Below are 15,257 nucleotides of genomic sequence, written 5' to 3'. Positions count from 1 at the left end.
GCGGCATTTCGAATCAGTGTAGGTGGCATTGATCGCGCCTGACGGCTCGATAACAGTAATTAGCTGCTATGGCACCTGCGCGGCCTGCAGCGGTTGTTGACGATCGGTTTCCTCCTGCAAAAATTCGACGATGGACTGTGCCGAGCGCTCATCCAGGCGAAGGTTTGGCATTGGGATCCTGTCAAAGCGTTGAAACAGCTCCAGCGCAATCGGGTCCTTTTCGGCGAGCATGCGATCCGGTTCGCGGATCCAGCGATTGAGCCAGGCGGGATCCCGCAGGCGGGTCACGCCGATCAGGTCCGGGCCGATGTTGCGCATGCCGATGCCCTGCCCGTCTTGCGGCCCGAGGCTGTGACACGAAGCACAACGGGTGCGGAACAACTCTTCGCCGTTGCTCGGCGGGCGGATCTCGGGCGCATCGGCATAATTCTCTTCAACGCTGGGTTGCTTCCAGTTCTGCAAGGTATTGGCCAACTGATCGGCGAGGATCCACGGGTTCTCGAACGGCGAGGCTTTCATCCAGCGACCAGTGCCCTGGTTGCCCACGATCAGGCTCAGGTTGTGGTCCTTGTTACGGCCGTTGTCGACGCCCTCGATGAACAGCCCGAGTTTTTTGCGCAACTCGGTGACGGCCTCAAATTCGCCGGTGAGAAACTGCCAGCCCGGTCCGACCTTGAACCGTTGGGCGTAGGCCTTGAGCACTTCGGGTGTATCGCTCAACGGGTCGATGCTGATCGAGTAGAAAAAAATGTCCTGGCCAACCCGGGGCCCCAGCAACTGTTGCACCTGGCGCAGGCGCGCGGTTTCCAGCGGACAGGAGTCGCTGCACGTGGTGAAGATGAAGTTGATCACCACCACTTTGCCCTTGATCAGGTCATCGAAAAAACGCACCTGCCGACCGTCCTGGTTGGTCAGCAAGGTGTTGGGGAAGTAATCACCGCCCCAGGGTGTCGCCGATTCCGTCGGCGCCAGTACTCCGTCATGAGCGTGAAGCACCTGACTGGCCAGCAGAAACGTCACCAGTACCAGAATCAGGTGCATGCCCAACGCACGGGAGCGCGGCGTGTGCAGTGTCATGTCGGCTCCCCTGCGGATCATGGTTTCATCACCGCTTGAGGGCCGTAGCCATCGCCGGTGCGGAAGGTTGGCAGCGCGGCCGAGTTCACGTAGCGCACGCCATCCCAGCTCGGCAGCGGAACCGGCATCAATTGCAGTTGCCCCGGTTTCTCAACGTCCCAACGCAACAACATGGAATTGTCCTCATGTTGAGTGTTGTGGCAGTGCTCCATGTACGTCCCGGCGAATTCGCGGAAGTGGATCGCAATTTCCACGCTGTCCAGGCCGTCCTTTTCCGGGCCGATGCGGTACACGTCCTTGCGTGCCCATTTTTCCCATTCCGGTGGTAGCTTGCCGCCGCGGCTGAGGATGATCCCCTCCTCGAAGTGCACATGCACCGGATGGCTCCAGCCCTCGCCGCCGAGCTTGATGTTCCACACTTCCAGGGTACCGAAACCGCTCATGCCGGCGTCGGTCGGGCCGGAGGCCAGTTTGGTCGAGACGTTCAGGCGACGGGGGTCCATGCTGAAACCGAAACCGCCGTCGGTCTTGATTGTCCACGGCGCCAGATCAGTGCCGTCGGAACGACCGAAGGTGAAGGTGCGGTGACGGGCCTTGGCCAGCAGCGCCTTGTCGGCCAGATTATCGCGGTGAAGTTTCAGCGGGATCATCACCAGGCCTTCAGCCTTGCCCGGTTTGGCCGGTTCATAGGCGGCCGGGTCCATGGCCAGGTCCTGACCGGTGTAAGCCTTGACGTTGAGTTGCAACACCTTGCCTACCGCCGGGTCACCGTCTTCCCACTTCGGCCCCTTGCTGGTTTGCTTGATGATCGCCTTGTATTTCTCGGACAGCACGTCAGCCAGGGAGGCGGGTTCTTCCGGGCCCTTGCCGTCTTCATGCACCAGCAGGTTGACGAAGAACAGCTTGTCGCCGGCCTTGACCCCGTTTTTCGCGAAGTTGACGATGATGTCGAAACGCTCGGCGATGCCCATGGTGGGCAGGATCGCGTTGTGATTCTTCATATCGCCGTCGGCATCCAGGTCCATGGTGCCGTCGAACGGCACGCTGTGCTCCATGATATTGCCGTCGTTGGCAATCATGTGGAACGGCACGCGAGCATACGACACGCCCGACCCGACAGGCCCCGGAAACTCGCCGCCGGTGCCCTTGATTTCGCGCACCAGCGCCAGTTTGAAGTAGCGCGACACCGAGCCATTGAGCATGCGTAACCGATAGCTGCGGGCGCGCACATCCAGGACCGGTTTCCACTGCCAGTTGACCAGCACCTGATCACCGAGGAAGCCGTCGGTATTGAACGGGTTGAACCACAGTTGACCGTTTTTATCCCACGCCTTGTCGGCAAACACGAGGTTGACGTCGTAGTCGCGGTTACCCCAAGGCAGGGCATTGCCACTTGGTAAACGCAGGTTGACGCCGTCATTCACCGATTCATTGCCACGGTCCAGGGCGCTGTAGTAGTTCATCATTGCCGCGTTGCCCTTGTAGACGTTCTGCGCGGTGAAATCGAGCATGTGGTCGTGAAACCAATGGCTGCTCATGGTTTCGCGCCAGTCGCCGCGGATCTTGATCGTGCCGTTGTCGCAGGTCTTGCGGCTGGGGGTGAGGTCGTTGGTCCACAGGGTTTCGCCCGGCGAGCACGGAAAAGCTGCACGCGGATCCTCAGCCTTGGTGTTGATGCTGTCGTAACCGGCCAGCTGGATCGGCCAGCGGTAGTCGTAGAATTGCCCGGGGAAGAAAAATGCGCTGGCATAACCATCGCTTTCCGCCGGTTGATGACCGTTGTGTTCGTGGGTGGAAAGGGTGTGCAGACCAAACCCCATGTTCGCTGACGGGTCGATCGGCAAGCCGTTGTAATGGCGCATCAACACGGGTTGTCCGTAACGCACCATGAGTAACTTGGGCGGGAAGGTGCCGTCGAAGGTCCAGACCGCGTTGTGGTTCTGCACCGGCATTTTCGGGTGAAAACGCGCATTGACGCCTTTGGCGGTGCCTGCGGTCGCCGGCAGGCCAGCCACGTTGTAATAGAGGCCGCCAGGGCCAAACTCGCCCATGGCATAGCGGTGCATCTGACGACTGTCACGCAAGCCGGTATTCACTCGTGCGCCGGTTTGCACAGTCTTGTAGGCCATCTGCGGGTAAAACTCGTTCCAGCGCTGGTGCGACCAGCCTTTTCCTGGTGGACGGCCTTCAGCCGACGAACCGATACGGCGGTTGAGGAAAAATTCGATCTGCTTCTGCCAAGGGTTGCGGTCGACCACGTTGGAATAATGACTGGGGAACGGAGTCAGCCCCGGTTGCCGCATGAAAGCGTCGAGCGCCGCGCTCGGTGGGGCACTGCGAGCGACGCTGGTGGGATCCTGTTGCGGCAGCGGACCAATGGCGGCCGGTGGAAACGGCAACGGCGCCGCCGGAGTGGTGGGGTCGAGTTTTTCCAGACCGAATTCTTCGAACAGCAGCAACTGCTGAGTGAACGGCAGAGCACCGTACAGCGGACTGGGTTTTCCGTTGGTGGGGTAATTGAAGCTGGTCTGCACCGCCGGCGGCAGGATGTTTTCCTTGAGCGGGGTGTCACGGGTGCCTTTGACGCCCCCCGGCAAATCGAAGGAATCCAGGTTGGCCGGTGGCATGGTCAAAATGGCGTTCAAGGCCCCCTGTCGGTCAGCCGGTTCGTCGTGGTACGCCGAAGGGTCGGTCGGTCCGGGCTGTCCTTCGTCGTCGATCGGGCCGGCGCGCAGGCTCGTTGTGCCGAGCATCGTTGCGAGCAGGACGCTCAGGGGCGTCAGAAGGCCAAGCCATTTGCAGGGGTGCCGCGCTTTTCTGTCCATCACCAGCCGCCTCGAAGATATGAAGGGGGTAATGGGGGTTTTGCAAGGAGTTCGCCAGACTTGTAACGGTTTTATGCGAAAGATTAATTCCCTGCGAAACAATGGCTTATCAACATCAATTTGCCATGTCCGAAAAAAAGACTGGGGAATGACACCCGTTACCGGGGAAAGTTCATCCCCGTTTCAGGGAATCCGCTTGAACGACAGGCGTGCGCACGTGCCCTCGCCCTCGCAACTTTCCAGGCTCACGGCACCGCCGTAGCGTTCCATGATTCGTTTGACCAGCACCAGCCCGACGCCCAGCCCGCCTTGCTTGGTGGTGAAAAACGGCCGGAAGGCCAGGCTGCGTTGTTCCTCGCTCATGCCTTTGCCCGTGTCTCTCAGGACCACACTGACGCCTCGGGCATCAGTGGTTTCCAGAGTGATGGTCAGGGTGCCGCCCTTGTCCATGGCTTCCAGCGCATTGGCCAGCAAACTGCTGAGGATTTGCGACAACTGTATTGGCTGGCTCAGGACCATCGGCGTGTCCTTCGGCTCAAACACCACGTGAACCTCGGCATTGGCGATCTGCTGTTCGAACGCCATGAGGCTGTCGTGCAACACCGCCACCAGGTTCACCGGTTCGGACTCATCATGCAGCGGGCGCAAGGATTGCAGCAGTTCCCTTACCCATTTCGACATGCGATCCGCCTGACCGATGATGTCGGTGATGTTTTTGTGCGCCGGGCCGCTGTCGAACTCCAGCGCCAGCTCGGCGCTTGAACGAATGGTCGCCAGCGGGTTACGCAAACTGTGGGCCACCGCCGATGACATCTCACCCAGGGCAACGAACGTCTCGTTGGTAATCAATTGCTTTTGTTGCTCCGCCAGCAGATTTGCCGCCCGGCGCACGATCCAGTAAAGCCCCAGATAAATCAGCCCGCCGCCCAGTGCCGTGGCCAGCCAGATCAACACCAGGCCGCGCTCCATACGGTTGATCAGGTCCTTGGGTTCCTTGTAGATCTCCACCATCGCGGTGACGTTCTTGCCATCGGCATCGAACAGCGGAATGTAGTTTTCGATGAAGATGAAATCCGGTGGCGATATGAACTTCTGTTCCATGCGTGTCTTGTCGACATTGTGGTAGCTGGTCGACACCGGCTTCCTGGAGGCAAACGCCTGCTCCAGGTCTTCGTCAGCCTGGATGGTGGTTCCCATCAATGCCGGGTTTGTCGACCAGACCACCATGCGATCGGGCGCATAAATGTTGGCCAGGATCACGTCTGGCAGGTGCTCGATATGGTCGAGAAATTCGCCCCGGACACTGGCGCGGTCCATCGGGTCGACGTCCGGGAAGTCCCGGTCTTTGCGCGGGTCCAGCAGCTCGCCCATGGTCCGCACATTCGGAATCGACACATGACGCATCTCGGCGTAAGCGATCGTCTGAATGAACTGCGAGGTCAACATCGCATCGCGCTGTACGCTCTCGGTAATCACAAACCGCGTGGACACCGCGCCCAGCGCCACCGCCACCGTGCCGATCACTCCCATGCTGATGAGCGAAAACCAGCGCAGCAGGTTGAACGGCTGCTTGCGCGAGTTCAGGCGTGTGCCCTCCTCGGACTGGAGCAATTGCGTAGGCAAGTTCATGGGCGTACTTCCCGGCGGTTCCCCCCATTGGTTATAGCCCACCCATGGCGGTTTGCCCGGCCCCGGGTCCGCACTTCCCCAATGTTCCATCTACCCCCAAATCTGGGGACAGTGGCCCTGATGCCAGACCGGCATTCCAGCGCCTCGAGAGCGTAACAAGCCCTGATTCCGGGCCTCTGACGGCCGTTTTCCGAGATTGGTATGGAAGTTGCCGACCCTCCCCGTCAACTGACCCCTCCCCACGGGGCAGGTCTCTGATAGAGGGAATACTCATGCACCCTTTACTGTCCAAAACCGCGATCGCCCTGGTCGTGTCCGCTCTGGCCCAAGGCTTCGCCCAGGCGGCGCTGTTTGCTGTCGATCCGGGGCCTTACTTGCCCGCCAACGGATCTTTCGCTGCCTGGTATCAGGACACGCATGGTCGAACCCTCGATCTTTGTCTGTCCAAGGCCGTCAGTTCACGGGTGCCCAGCGCTCCGGGCGCACCGACCTACATGTGCAACCTGCTGCCGACGCCAGGGGTGTTCGACGACGCGCAACCGATCGTCTTCCCGACCAACTTTCCCGATGAAGCGTTCTGGTTCACCGTCGACGGTACGATCGTCGATGCGGCCAGGGGCATCGACCTGGCCTATGGCTCGGCCATCGAAGCCGCCTTCGCCGCCGAAGAGCCGATTGACGGCGACCAGGTCAGCTTCGCCCGGGTGCGCATTCGTGTCGATGTGCCCATCGCCGGCACCTACGTCATCACCCATCCCTACGGTGTCGATGTGTTCAACGTCGACACGCCCGGTCGGCGCGCGATCAACATGACACGGGACATCGGCATTGGTACGCCGAAGACCTACGACGGCGCCCTCAAAGGTGATGTCGGCCCCTTTCTGCGCAGCGTCAACGGCCCCTACACCGAAACCAACCCGGTCACCGGTCAGGCGGAAACCTTCATCGGCGATCCGAACCTCGAAGAAGCCGTCACCGGCAGCCCGTTCAACACCAACTTCCTCCGTATCGAAGGGCCAGGAGGCCTGGACCTGCGGACCACGGTATTCGCCGTCTCGGGCAAATTGTCGAGCGTGATCCGGCCGACGCCGATGATCCCCCAGCGCAGCACCTATTCGCGACATGCCGGCGACAGCGCACCGGTGGCGCAGCAGGATGTATTCGTCATGGCTCCGCCGCCTCCCGCCACCGTCACCCTGGACAGCAACAACCCGGTGCTGAACCTGCGCGAAGCCAACACCACCGGCAACTGGTACGCGCAGTCGTCGACCAACCCGAGCTTGCCAGGCACCTTGCAGGTGACCGCCGACAACCACCTGGCCATCCCCACCAGCACACCGACCACCTTGCCCATGCCATTGACCGACCTGGTGGTGATCCAGCGCGCCGAGTACAGCCTGAGCACCGGGCAAATAACGGTCGTGGCCTCCACCAGCGACGAAACTTCGCCGCCAGTGCTGACCGCCACCTCGGGCACCGGCGCTGCCATCGGCGCGCTCAGTGGCGACGGCGCAGTGAAAACCCTCGCGACCGGGATCTCCCCGATTCCACCGGCCAAGGTTCGGGTGACGTCATCCAATGGCGGCAGCGATACCGAAGAAGTGGTCATCGTGCAATGAACGCTCACATGCCCAGATCCTCATCAGGAGGCATCATGAACAATTGGCCGCGCCTGGCGCTCAACGCCCTCGGGCTGACTCTATCGTTGTCCGGCAGCGCGTATGCGCAACTCGCCGCCGTCGACCCTGGCCCCTACACCTTCGCCACGGGGAAATTCCCCATGTGGTATCAAGACAATAATCAGCTGTCGATGGAGCTGTGTCAGTCCCGGGCCACGAGCTCCCGAGTACCGGTCACGGTGCCGCCATCCTACATGTGCACCCTGCTGCCGGAACCCGGCATCTACGACGACAGCCAGCCGATGGTGTTCCCGGATAACTGGCCGCCGGAAGCCTTCTGGTTCCTCGCCGAAACCTCCATCGCCAACAACGCCGCCGGCTATGGCATGGACGTCTACGTGGCCGGGATCGAAGCGGCATTCGCCTCGGAAAACCCCATCGATGGCGATCAGCAAAGCTTCGCGCGGATTCGCATCCGGGTGAACGTGCCCACCGCCGGGACTTACACCATCACCCACCCCTACGGCGTGGAAACAGTCAACGTCACCACGCCGGGCCGGCGTGCGATCAACATCACCAAAGATGTCGGCATCGGCGCGCCGGGCAATTTCAGCGGCGCCCTGAGCGGTGCCATCGGGCCATTCCTGCGCAGCGTCAACGGCCCTTACACCGAGGTGAACCCGGACACCGGCACCGTCGAAACCTTCGTCGGCGACCCGAACCTTACCGAAGCCGTCACCGGCAGCCCGAACAACACCAACTTCGTGCGCATCACCGGGCCGGCGGGGACCATTCAGACCAACCTCTTCACCCTCGCCGGCAAAGTCCTCGACAACCGTGCGCAAACCCATGTGGAAATGGACCGTGCCACCTACCGGCGCATTCCCTCCGGCACCGGCAGCAGCACCCGGATCGAAGTCTTTGGCAAAGCGGATAACAGCTCGACGCTGTGCTTCCGAGAAACCGTTGCGCTGGTTCCCGGGCCACCGCTTTCGCCGTGCCAGACCAACCTGGTGGGCGACAACAACGGGCTGTTCTTCGGCCAGCATCTGATCACCGGCACGGTGCCTTCGGTTGTCGTGCTCACCGCCACCAACCCGACGGGCACCACTCGCCCCACGGCGGTGTCGAGCAAGGTCACTGACCTGGTGAAAATCCAGACCGCTCGCTACAACTTCAGCAATCAGAGCCTGCTGATCGAGGCCACTTCCACGGATGAAGTGACAGTGCCGGACATGGTCGCTCAGGGTTACGGACGTCTGTCCAAGTCCGGCACCCTGCAACGCCTGACTGTCACCGACCTGCCACAGCCACCGGCCAGCGTCACGGTCAAGTCCGCTGCGGGCGGCAGTGACACCGAACCGGTTGTGGTGGTCGGAACGGCACCGAACAGCGGAGAGAACCAGCCGCCGCTGGCCGTTGCCGACAGCGGCAGCACCAGCTTCGGGGTGCCGCTGACCCTCAACCTGCTGGCCAACGACAGTGACCCGGACGGCAACGTACCGTTGAGCATCACCGCGCTGACCCAACCGGCCACCGGGCAAGGCACCGTGGCGTTGAGCGGTTCGACCGCCGTGGTCTACACACCGCCAGCCGTGGTCACGGTGCCGCTGACCACGACCTTCACCTACAAGGCTCAAGACGTCAAAGGCCTGGCCTCGGCAACCCCGGCGACCGTGACCATCACCGTGGCGCCTAACCGGCCACCCGTGGCTGTCGCGGACAGCATCGCAACGCTGGGCGTGGCGGTGCCGATCAATGTGCTGCTCAACGACACCGATCCGGAAGGCAACGTGCCGCTGGCCATCGCCAGTTTCACCCAGCCAGCGGCGGGTCGCGGTACCGTCAGCAGCAACGGCACGGTGATCACCTACACCCCACCGGCCACCGTCACGACGGCGTTCACCACGACCTTCACCTACCTCGCCCGAGACAGCCTGGGCGCCGTGTCGACGGCACCGGCGACGGTCACCGTGCAAGTCTCGCCCCGGCCACCGGCAGAAACCTTCACGGTGACCACGGCTACGGTGTCGGCACGTTCCAATAACCGCTTCACCTGGGACTTTGCGGGCACCTCATCGGTGACCACCGGCAACACCATCACCGTCCGGGTCAGCACCCCGACCGGGTTGACGACCCTGGGCACCACCACGGTACCGGTGACCGGTCGCTGGCGGCTGACGGTGAACAACACCACCACGGTGATTCCGTCGGCGAACCCGACCGCCACCATCACCTCGTCCCAAGGCACCGTGCGCACGGTGTCGGTGGTTTCGAACTGAGCCCTCGCCCCATCGACCGCACGGTTGATGGGGCGGGCCTCTGCCCAAAGGACAACACGATGAGAACGTCGATCGCCACCCTGCTCTGCCTGCTTCTGCTCTGCAGCAGCGCGGGCGTGCGCGCCGACGATCTGATGGAGAACGACGACGTGGGCCCCGGCACCGACCTCGGCGAGTTGCCACCGCCGATTGGCCAGCACGCGCTGATCGACCAGAACGGCCAGGCCAACGTGGCGCTGCTGCAACAGAACGGCCAGTCGTTGCTCGGCACCATCGTCCAGTCGGGGAGCAATCAGGAAGCCTTCATCCTGCAACACGGCAGCGACCTGATGGCGATGATCAATCAGCAAGGTTCCGGCAACTCCGCCTCGATCACGCAGACCGGCAGCCAGAACCGCGCGCAGATTTCCCAGAACGGCAACAACAACGACGCCAGCATCGACCAGGCCGGCACGGGGCTTACCAGCGCCGTGAGCCAGTCGGGAAACGGCATGAGCGTTTCGGTCAAACAATACCGCTAAAGCACTGCAACACATGGAGGTTTCACCATGTTCAAACTGACGCCCCTCACCGCCGCCATCCTGGTCATTGTCAGTGCCCAGGCGTTGGCCAACGACAGCCTTTCAACCCAGGACCAGACCGGCACCGCCAACGTCGCCGACGTGAAGCAGACCCTGTCCCCCTTCAGCACCGCCACACAGCAGCAACTCGGCCAGGGCAACGACGCGGCCGCCAAGCAGGACACGGCCACCAGCACCATCGACCAGAACCAGGTGGGCGATTACAACGCCGGTTACGCCGAGCAATTGTTCGAAAACAACAGCACCATCACCCAGCAACAGACCGGCAGTTTCAACACCAGCCACGCCAGCCAGTCGATCGGCGCAGGGGGCGGTGAAGTGCTGCAACAACAGCAAGGCACCGGCAACTTCTCATTCGTCTATCAGGACAGCCAGGACGGCACGACCGGGCAAACCTTCCAGTTCGGTGACAGCAATGAAGCCTACATCGAACAGATCCAGCCCGGCATCGCCAACACCGCGGTGATCATCCAGTACGGCACCACCAACTACGCCACCGCCGAACAGATCAACCACATGGGCGGCCAGATCGACATCAACCAGACAGGCACCAGCAACTATGCCTACGGCGACCAGCGCAATGGCGACGGCGGCAACCTGACCATCAACCAGCTCGGCGACGGTAACGGCACTGAAATCTGGCAGGACGGACAAGTCGGCAGCGGTGCCACCGTCAACCAGACCGGCCTGACCAACGAAACCGTGGTCGACCAGAGCTTCGGCGAAAACAACACCGCCCACGTGTTTCAGGTTGGCGACCTCAACGCGATCTACGCCGATCAGTTCGAATCCACTGGCTCGACCATCGCGCTGTACCAGACAGGCACGGGCAACACGCACTTCACCTACCAGACCGGCGAAGGCCATTCACTCACCGCCACTTCGGTGGGTAGCGACAACAAGGTCTACGCCAGCAACTGGAAAGGTCCGCAAAAAGGTGGCCAGTTCGGCAGCAACCAGAGCGCAACCATCACCCAGAACGGCAAGGAAAACATTGCCAACTTCACTCAGGACGGCGTCGGCCACATCATGACCACCCACCAGACCGGCACCGGCAACAAAACCACCGTTAGCCAGGCCGAAAACTACAACGAGCTGTACTTCGACCAGAACGGTAGCGACAACGTCCTCATCGCCGACCAGCGCGGCACCGCCAACCTGATCGAGGGCAGCAGCACCGGCATGAACAACAGCACCGCGTTCGACCAGTCCGGCACCGGCAACCTGGCCTCTACCAGCCAGTGGGGCAACGATAACCAGATCACGGTGAAACAGGCTGACACGATGAACGTGGCGTATGTGACCCAAGGCGGCACCGGGAACATTGCCAATGTGGATCAGAGTGGCGTGACGCAGATGGCGACCATTCAACAAGTGGGTATGGATAACCGGGCGACGGTGTTGCAGCAGTAATTGCAGGGGTATAAAAAAAACCGCGGCCCTTGAAGAGGACGCGGTTTTTTTTGCCAGATGTTTGCAGGGCGCACCGGTCCTTGTAGGAGCTGGCTTGCCAGCGATGGATGCCCAGACATCGCGTTCCTTCAGACAACACGCGTCATCGTTAACGACCATCGCTGGCAAGCCAGCTCCCACAGGGGATTTTTGGTGGGCATGAGATTGGTGTTTAACGCCGATGGCTTTGACAGACTTCAGGTCGGCTATCAGGCCGCCTCGCTTTGGCTTTTGATCTGGCTTTTGATCCTGATCTGCCCCGTCCAGTCAGTCGACATCAATGCTGAATGTCAGTCCGCATTCGCGAGCAAGTCGAATCGTCGCACCGCCGCTCCCACAGGGGATTGTTGGCGGGCATGACACTGGTGTGTGTACACCCCCGATGATCTGACGAACATCACGTCGGCTACCAGGCCGCCTCGCTTTGTTTTTGATTTTGATCTTGATCTGCCCCGTCGGAAGGCCGAGCGCAGGTTCTGCGCAGTGGGCAACCCGGCAAGGATGCCGGGTTAGCCGCCCCCGGCCATGGATGGCCGATGGCGGCGGGCCCACGGAGCAGGACCGGAGCGAGGGCATGGCGAGCCTAGGCGAGCCACCGTACGTCAGGGGCGCTGGCGCTTGGTTACTTGGCGCTCTTCCAAGTAACCCGCCGTCAGGGCGGAACCATTGGTAGCCATGACCACAGGAATGGATATGTACACCATCAAAAAACAAGCCGCCTGACGCTCAGCCATCGCTGGCAAGCCAGCTCCCACAGGGGATTGTTGGCGGGCATGACACTGGTGTGTGTACACCCCCGATGATCTGACGAACATCAGGTCGGCTACCAGGCCGCCTCGCTTTGTTTTTGATTTTGATCTTGATCTGCCCCGTCGGAAGGCCGAGCGCAGGTTCTGCGCAGTGGGCAACCCGGCAAGGATGCCGGGTTAGCCGCCCCCGGCCATGGATGGCCGATGGCGGCGGGCCCACGGAGCAGGACCGGAGCGAGCCACCGTACGTCAGGGGCGCTGGCGCTTGGTTACTTGGCGCTTTTCCAAGTAACCCGCCGTAAGGGCGGAACCCATAGCCGTCGTTACCGCAGCAATGGATATGCACACCATCAAAACCTATATCGCCTGACGCTCAGCCATCGCTAGCAAGCCAGCTCCTACAGGGGGTCCGGGTACATCAGCAAGAACCAGGTCGGCCCGAAGGCCGCCTCGGTTCACTCCTCTTCAGGCACCTTGTTCTGGGTCAGGTAACGATCGAGCGTCTCACTGCTCTGAGGCGAATTATCCCCCGCCACCTGCCACAAACGCCGCTCGATCCCCTGCGCCAACAGATGCCCCACCGCCGCCTCGATCGCCGACAACACACACAACTGCGCCGGCTCGTTGGTGGTATACCCGACCTCCGCCTCAAGCAACTTCTTGAACTCGATAAACTTGAACACCCCGGCACTACGGCCCACTGAGTAAATTGTTTTGCTGGTCATCACATTGGCCAGCACCTGCCCACTGCGCACATCCACCGCCCGCAGGTTCACCGTGACCTGATCCACCCGATACTCCCGGGAAATATCGATACCCAGGTAACGCGCCCCTTCCCCGCCACTTTTCACATTGGTGTCGTACGCAATAATCCCGCCCTCAAGCATCATGTTCGCGGCTTGCAACGGCGGTAGTTCACCCTGGATATTCAGCGGCGTATTCGGTTTTTTCTGCGAGGCGCGAATGATCTTGCGTTCGGTCAGCAGGTTCTGCAGCCCTTCCCGCTCCAGCACCACAAACCAGCCACTGGCCTGCAACGCATCCATCAGCATGCTCGCCGCCCCCTGGGTTACGCTGGTGGAAAACGAGCTGGCCGGCGTCGGTTTGTACTGGCCGGTCTGATCCCTGAAACCGTACACCACCGCCATCAACCGGCCCTTGGGTCGCGGCATATTGATCAAGTCGTAGTAGGTTGACGCCCTCGGGGTCAGCGTCGGTGTTTCGGTGTCCTGCTCAGCCCCGATCGGCTCGCGCAGGCTGCACCCTTGCAACATCGCCAACATCAGCCCCAGCACCATTATTCTTTTCATGTCCTTCCCTCCCCATCAACCCGATCCCGTCAAGGGGCCAGGCCGCTCACCTGGATCTCCGAGATTTCACCGGTCGCTCGGTCAGTCACGACGATGGTCAACTGCCCGGAATCATCGACGACGTTGACGATAAAAGCGTCGGTGGTCAGGCTCCCGGTGTTGCCCGCGGAAATGTTGTCCAGCAACTGCCCGAGCAACCGCGACTGCAACTGACTGGTGAACCGCTCCAGCGCCGAAGTACCGGCCGCGGTGGTGCGTTTTTTCAAGTCGGGATCGTCGTAGTCGTTCTGGGCCTGAGCGTTGTTGAGCAGCCAGGTCCCGTTCAACGGGTTACCGCCAAACGACGGGTTGATGGGCGTATAGACCAGCTCCGTGGCCTGGACCACACAACTGCCGAGCCCGAACAGGCACAGGCCTGCCCATGAAAGCCCGGGGCGCTGCGAGAACGTTTTTGTTTTCATAACTCGTCCCTCTCAAGGTCCGTTGTGTCCTGCAACATGGCTTCCAGCTTGCGCTGGACGATCTGCCCGCGAACCCAGTCGGCGGCATCATAGGCCTCGTCCTTGAGTTCCACGGTGTTCGGCGGCAGAAAACGCCGGTAAACCAGACGCTGCTGATATTCCACGGTGACCAGGGCGCCCCAGCGCGCCGAAGGTCGTTCGCGCACCACCAGGTTGAAATCCATCGGGCTGGTGGCGCGCAGGCGTTCACTGAACGAGTAGTAAAAGTCGTGGCCTATGTGCGAGATCGTGTCATCGACGATGAACCCCATCATTTCGTCCTCTTCGCCGGCCGCAGCGGCAGTGGACGTCAACATCAGGATCACGACCCAACAGAATCTGTTCATGGCTGTAACGCCTGGGGCAATTTCGACTGGCCTTTGGCAGGCCCGGATGTGCCATCGAGGAAGGATTTCTCGGCCACGAACTGCCAGTCCCTGTAACTGGCCATGCCGGTGAAGTCCGACCACTGCGCGGGGAAATCCGCCTGCTTCAGCGGCTTGTCCGTGGAGGCGCTGTTGAGGCCGGTGATGCGCCCGTCGAAACCACGCATCAAGATCCATTCACCACCGCTGATCGGGTCCGGATACAGCTGCCGAATATGGTGTTTCGGGTTGGGAAAACGCTCGTCCTGCAACAGGTCTTCGAGGTTTTTCGGATACTGCGCCAGCCCTGGCGAACTGCGGTAATAGCTGCGCAATGCCTGGGCGTATTGCGTACCGACCCAGAGCAGCTGGCGTTCACGATCCCGGCGCGAAGCGGTCGACCACAACTCGCCTGCACTGGCCAGGCCCATGCCCATCAGCATGATCAGGAACAGCACGCCCAGGTAAGTGAAACCGCCCTCGCCGAACGGCTTACCACTCGGAATAGAGGCTGCCATCCCGCGCCCTCCCTGTGGCTCCGCTTTTGATATCGGCGACCCCGCCGGGTACGCCGTCCGGCGGTGCGACCATGACCCACAGATCCTTGCGCTCGGCGATCGGGTCCATCGGCGAGTTGCGCAGGTAGCGCTGCTCCACCAGTTGCTCGAGGGAATCGGGATAACGCCCGGTGTCGCCGTAATAGTGATCCAACGCTTCACGCATCGCCGACAGGCTCTGGCGCAGCGTGGTCTCTTTCGAGGCCTCGAGGCTGTTGAAATAGCGTGGCATGGCGATGGTCATCAAGGTCGCGATGATTGCCATGACCACCATCAGTTCCAGCAGGGTAAAACCCTTTTCCCGACGCATA

The 15,257-nt window shown here is 61.4% G+C and carries 12 protein-coding genes; 4 read left to right on the top strand and 8 right to left on the bottom strand.

What is annotated here, in order from left to right; all coding sequences use genetic code 11:
• Positions 1–66: 66 nt before the first annotated feature.
• The 3 genes from PMI01S_RS21390 to PMI01S_RS21380 all read right to left on the bottom strand — a co-directional run bounded on the left by PMI01S_RS21390 (position 67) and on the right by PMI01S_RS21380 (position 5,531).
• Positions 67–1,098: an SCO family protein gene (locus PMI01S_RS21390; RefSeq protein ID WP_084322054.1), complete on the bottom strand. Its 1,032-nt coding sequence runs from the start codon at positions 1,096–1,098 to the stop codon at positions 67–69.
• Complete coding sequence (locus tag PMI01S_RS21385; RefSeq protein WP_084322052.1) at positions 1,095–3,902, bottom strand: multicopper oxidase domain-containing protein; 2,808 nt, start codon at positions 3,900–3,902, stop codon at positions 1,095–1,097. The genes PMI01S_RS21390 and PMI01S_RS21385 overlap by 4 nt, the downstream gene beginning before the upstream one ends.
• A gap of 183 nt (positions 3,903–4,085) precedes the next feature.
• Positions 4,086–5,531 carry a sensor histidine kinase gene (locus PMI01S_RS21380; RefSeq protein WP_084322050.1) on the bottom strand — a complete coding sequence of 482 codons (1,446 nt, stop codon included), beginning with the start codon at positions 5,529–5,531 and terminating at the stop codon, positions 4,086–4,088.
• Between the two features lie 272 nt (positions 5,532–5,803).
• Between PMI01S_RS21380 and PMI01S_RS21375 the strand changes: the two genes are divergently transcribed.
• From PMI01S_RS21375 to PMI01S_RS21360, 4 genes are read left to right on the top strand one after another with little or no spacing between them, the layout of a single operon-like run.
• Entirely contained in the window at positions 5,804–7,150 is a 1,347-nt protein-coding gene (locus tag PMI01S_RS21375) for a hypothetical protein (RefSeq protein ID WP_084322048.1), read from the top strand.
• A 35-nt stretch (positions 7,151–7,185) separates the two neighbouring features.
• Positions 7,186–9,432 (top strand): Ig-like domain-containing protein, encoded by a 2,247-nt coding sequence (locus PMI01S_RS21370; RefSeq protein WP_084322046.1) that lies wholly within the window; start codon positions 7,186–7,188, stop codon positions 9,430–9,432.
• Between the two features lie 59 nt (positions 9,433–9,491).
• On the top strand, positions 9,492–9,953 hold the full coding sequence (locus PMI01S_RS21365; protein WP_084322045.1) for a curlin: 462 nt from the start codon (positions 9,492–9,494) through the stop codon (positions 9,951–9,953).
• 27 nt (positions 9,954–9,980) lie between these two features.
• Entirely contained in the window at positions 9,981–11,426 is a 1,446-nt protein-coding gene (locus PMI01S_RS21360; protein WP_084322044.1) for a curlin, read from the top strand.
• A 1,243-nt stretch (positions 11,427–12,669) separates the two neighbouring features.
• On the opposite strand, the gene PMI01S_RS21345 is transcribed toward PMI01S_RS21360, so the two are convergent.
• The 5 genes from PMI01S_RS21345 to PMI01S_RS21325 are packed head-to-tail and all read right to left on the bottom strand — an operon-like array spanning position 12,670 to position 15,256.
• Complete coding sequence (locus PMI01S_RS21345) at positions 12,670–13,524, bottom strand: CsgG/HfaB family protein (RefSeq protein ID WP_084322041.1); 855 nt, start codon at positions 13,522–13,524, stop codon at positions 12,670–12,672.
• A gap of 29 nt (positions 13,525–13,553) precedes the next feature.
• Entirely contained in the window at positions 13,554–13,985 is a 432-nt protein-coding gene (locus tag PMI01S_RS21340) for a curli assembly protein CsgF (protein WP_084322040.1), read from the bottom strand.
• The gene (gene csgE, locus PMI01S_RS21335; protein ID WP_084322039.1) at positions 13,982–14,371 is read right to left on the bottom strand and encodes a curli production assembly/transport protein CsgE; all 390 of its coding nucleotides are present in this window, start codon (positions 14,369–14,371) and stop codon (positions 13,982–13,984) included. Before csgE ends, PMI01S_RS21340 begins: the two co-directional genes overlap by 4 nt.
• Positions 14,368–14,907 carry a type II secretion system protein gene (locus PMI01S_RS21330; protein WP_084322038.1) on the bottom strand — a complete coding sequence of 180 codons (540 nt, stop codon included), beginning with the start codon at positions 14,905–14,907 and terminating at the stop codon, positions 14,368–14,370. Before PMI01S_RS21330 ends, csgE begins: the two co-directional genes overlap by 4 nt.
• On the bottom strand, positions 14,882–15,256 hold the full coding sequence (locus PMI01S_RS21325) for a type II secretion system protein (RefSeq protein ID WP_084322037.1): 375 nt from the start codon (positions 15,254–15,256) through the stop codon (positions 14,882–14,884). The genes PMI01S_RS21330 and PMI01S_RS21325 overlap by 26 nt, the downstream gene beginning before the upstream one ends.
• Between the last annotated feature and the right edge of the window lies 1 nt (position 15,257).

The organism is Pseudomonas migulae NBRC 103157 (assembly GCF_002091715.1).
Taxonomy (GTDB): domain Bacteria; phylum Pseudomonadota; class Gammaproteobacteria; order Pseudomonadales; family Pseudomonadaceae; genus Aquipseudomonas; species Aquipseudomonas migulae_A.
Note: the sequence above shows the minus strand (reverse complement) of the source record. Positions and strands in the feature narration are given on the sequence as shown.

Excerpts from the sequence above, each read along its gene's own strand:
- PMI01S_RS21330 (WP_084322038.1), bottom strand. The coding sequence starts at position 14,907 with ATGGCAGCCTCTATTCCGAGTGGTAAGCCGTTCGGCGAGGGCGGTTTC.
- PMI01S_RS21390 (WP_084322054.1), bottom strand. The coding sequence starts at position 1,098 with ATGATCCGCAGGGGAGCCGACATGACACTGCACACGCCGCGCTCCCGT.
- PMI01S_RS21340 (WP_084322040.1), bottom strand. The coding sequence starts at position 13,985 with ATGAAAACAAAAACGTTCTCGCAGCGCCCCGGGCTTTCATGGGCAGGC.
- PMI01S_RS21380 (WP_084322050.1), bottom strand. The coding sequence starts at position 5,531 with ATGAACTTGCCTACGCAATTGCTCCAGTCCGAGGAGGGCACACGCCTG.
- PMI01S_RS21375 (WP_084322048.1), top strand. The coding sequence starts at position 5,804 with ATGCACCCTTTACTGTCCAAAACCGCGATCGCCCTGGTCGTGTCCGCT.
- csgE (WP_084322039.1), bottom strand. The coding sequence starts at position 14,371 with ATGAACAGATTCTGTTGGGTCGTGATCCTGATGTTGACGTCCACTGCC.
- PMI01S_RS21345 (WP_084322041.1), bottom strand. The coding sequence starts at position 13,524 with ATGAAAAGAATAATGGTGCTGGGGCTGATGTTGGCGATGTTGCAAGGG.
- PMI01S_RS21385 (WP_084322052.1), bottom strand. The coding sequence starts at position 3,902 with ATGGACAGAAAAGCGCGGCACCCCTGCAAATGGCTTGGCCTTCTGACG.
- PMI01S_RS21360 (WP_084322044.1), top strand. The coding sequence starts at position 9,981 with ATGTTCAAACTGACGCCCCTCACCGCCGCCATCCTGGTCATTGTCAGT.
- PMI01S_RS21325 (WP_084322037.1), bottom strand. The coding sequence starts at position 15,256 with ATGCGTCGGGAAAAGGGTTTTACCCTGCTGGAACTGATGGTGGTCATG.
- PMI01S_RS21370 (WP_084322046.1), top strand. The coding sequence starts at position 7,186 with ATGAACAATTGGCCGCGCCTGGCGCTCAACGCCCTCGGGCTGACTCTA.
- PMI01S_RS21365 (WP_084322045.1), top strand. The coding sequence starts at position 9,492 with ATGAGAACGTCGATCGCCACCCTGCTCTGCCTGCTTCTGCTCTGCAGC.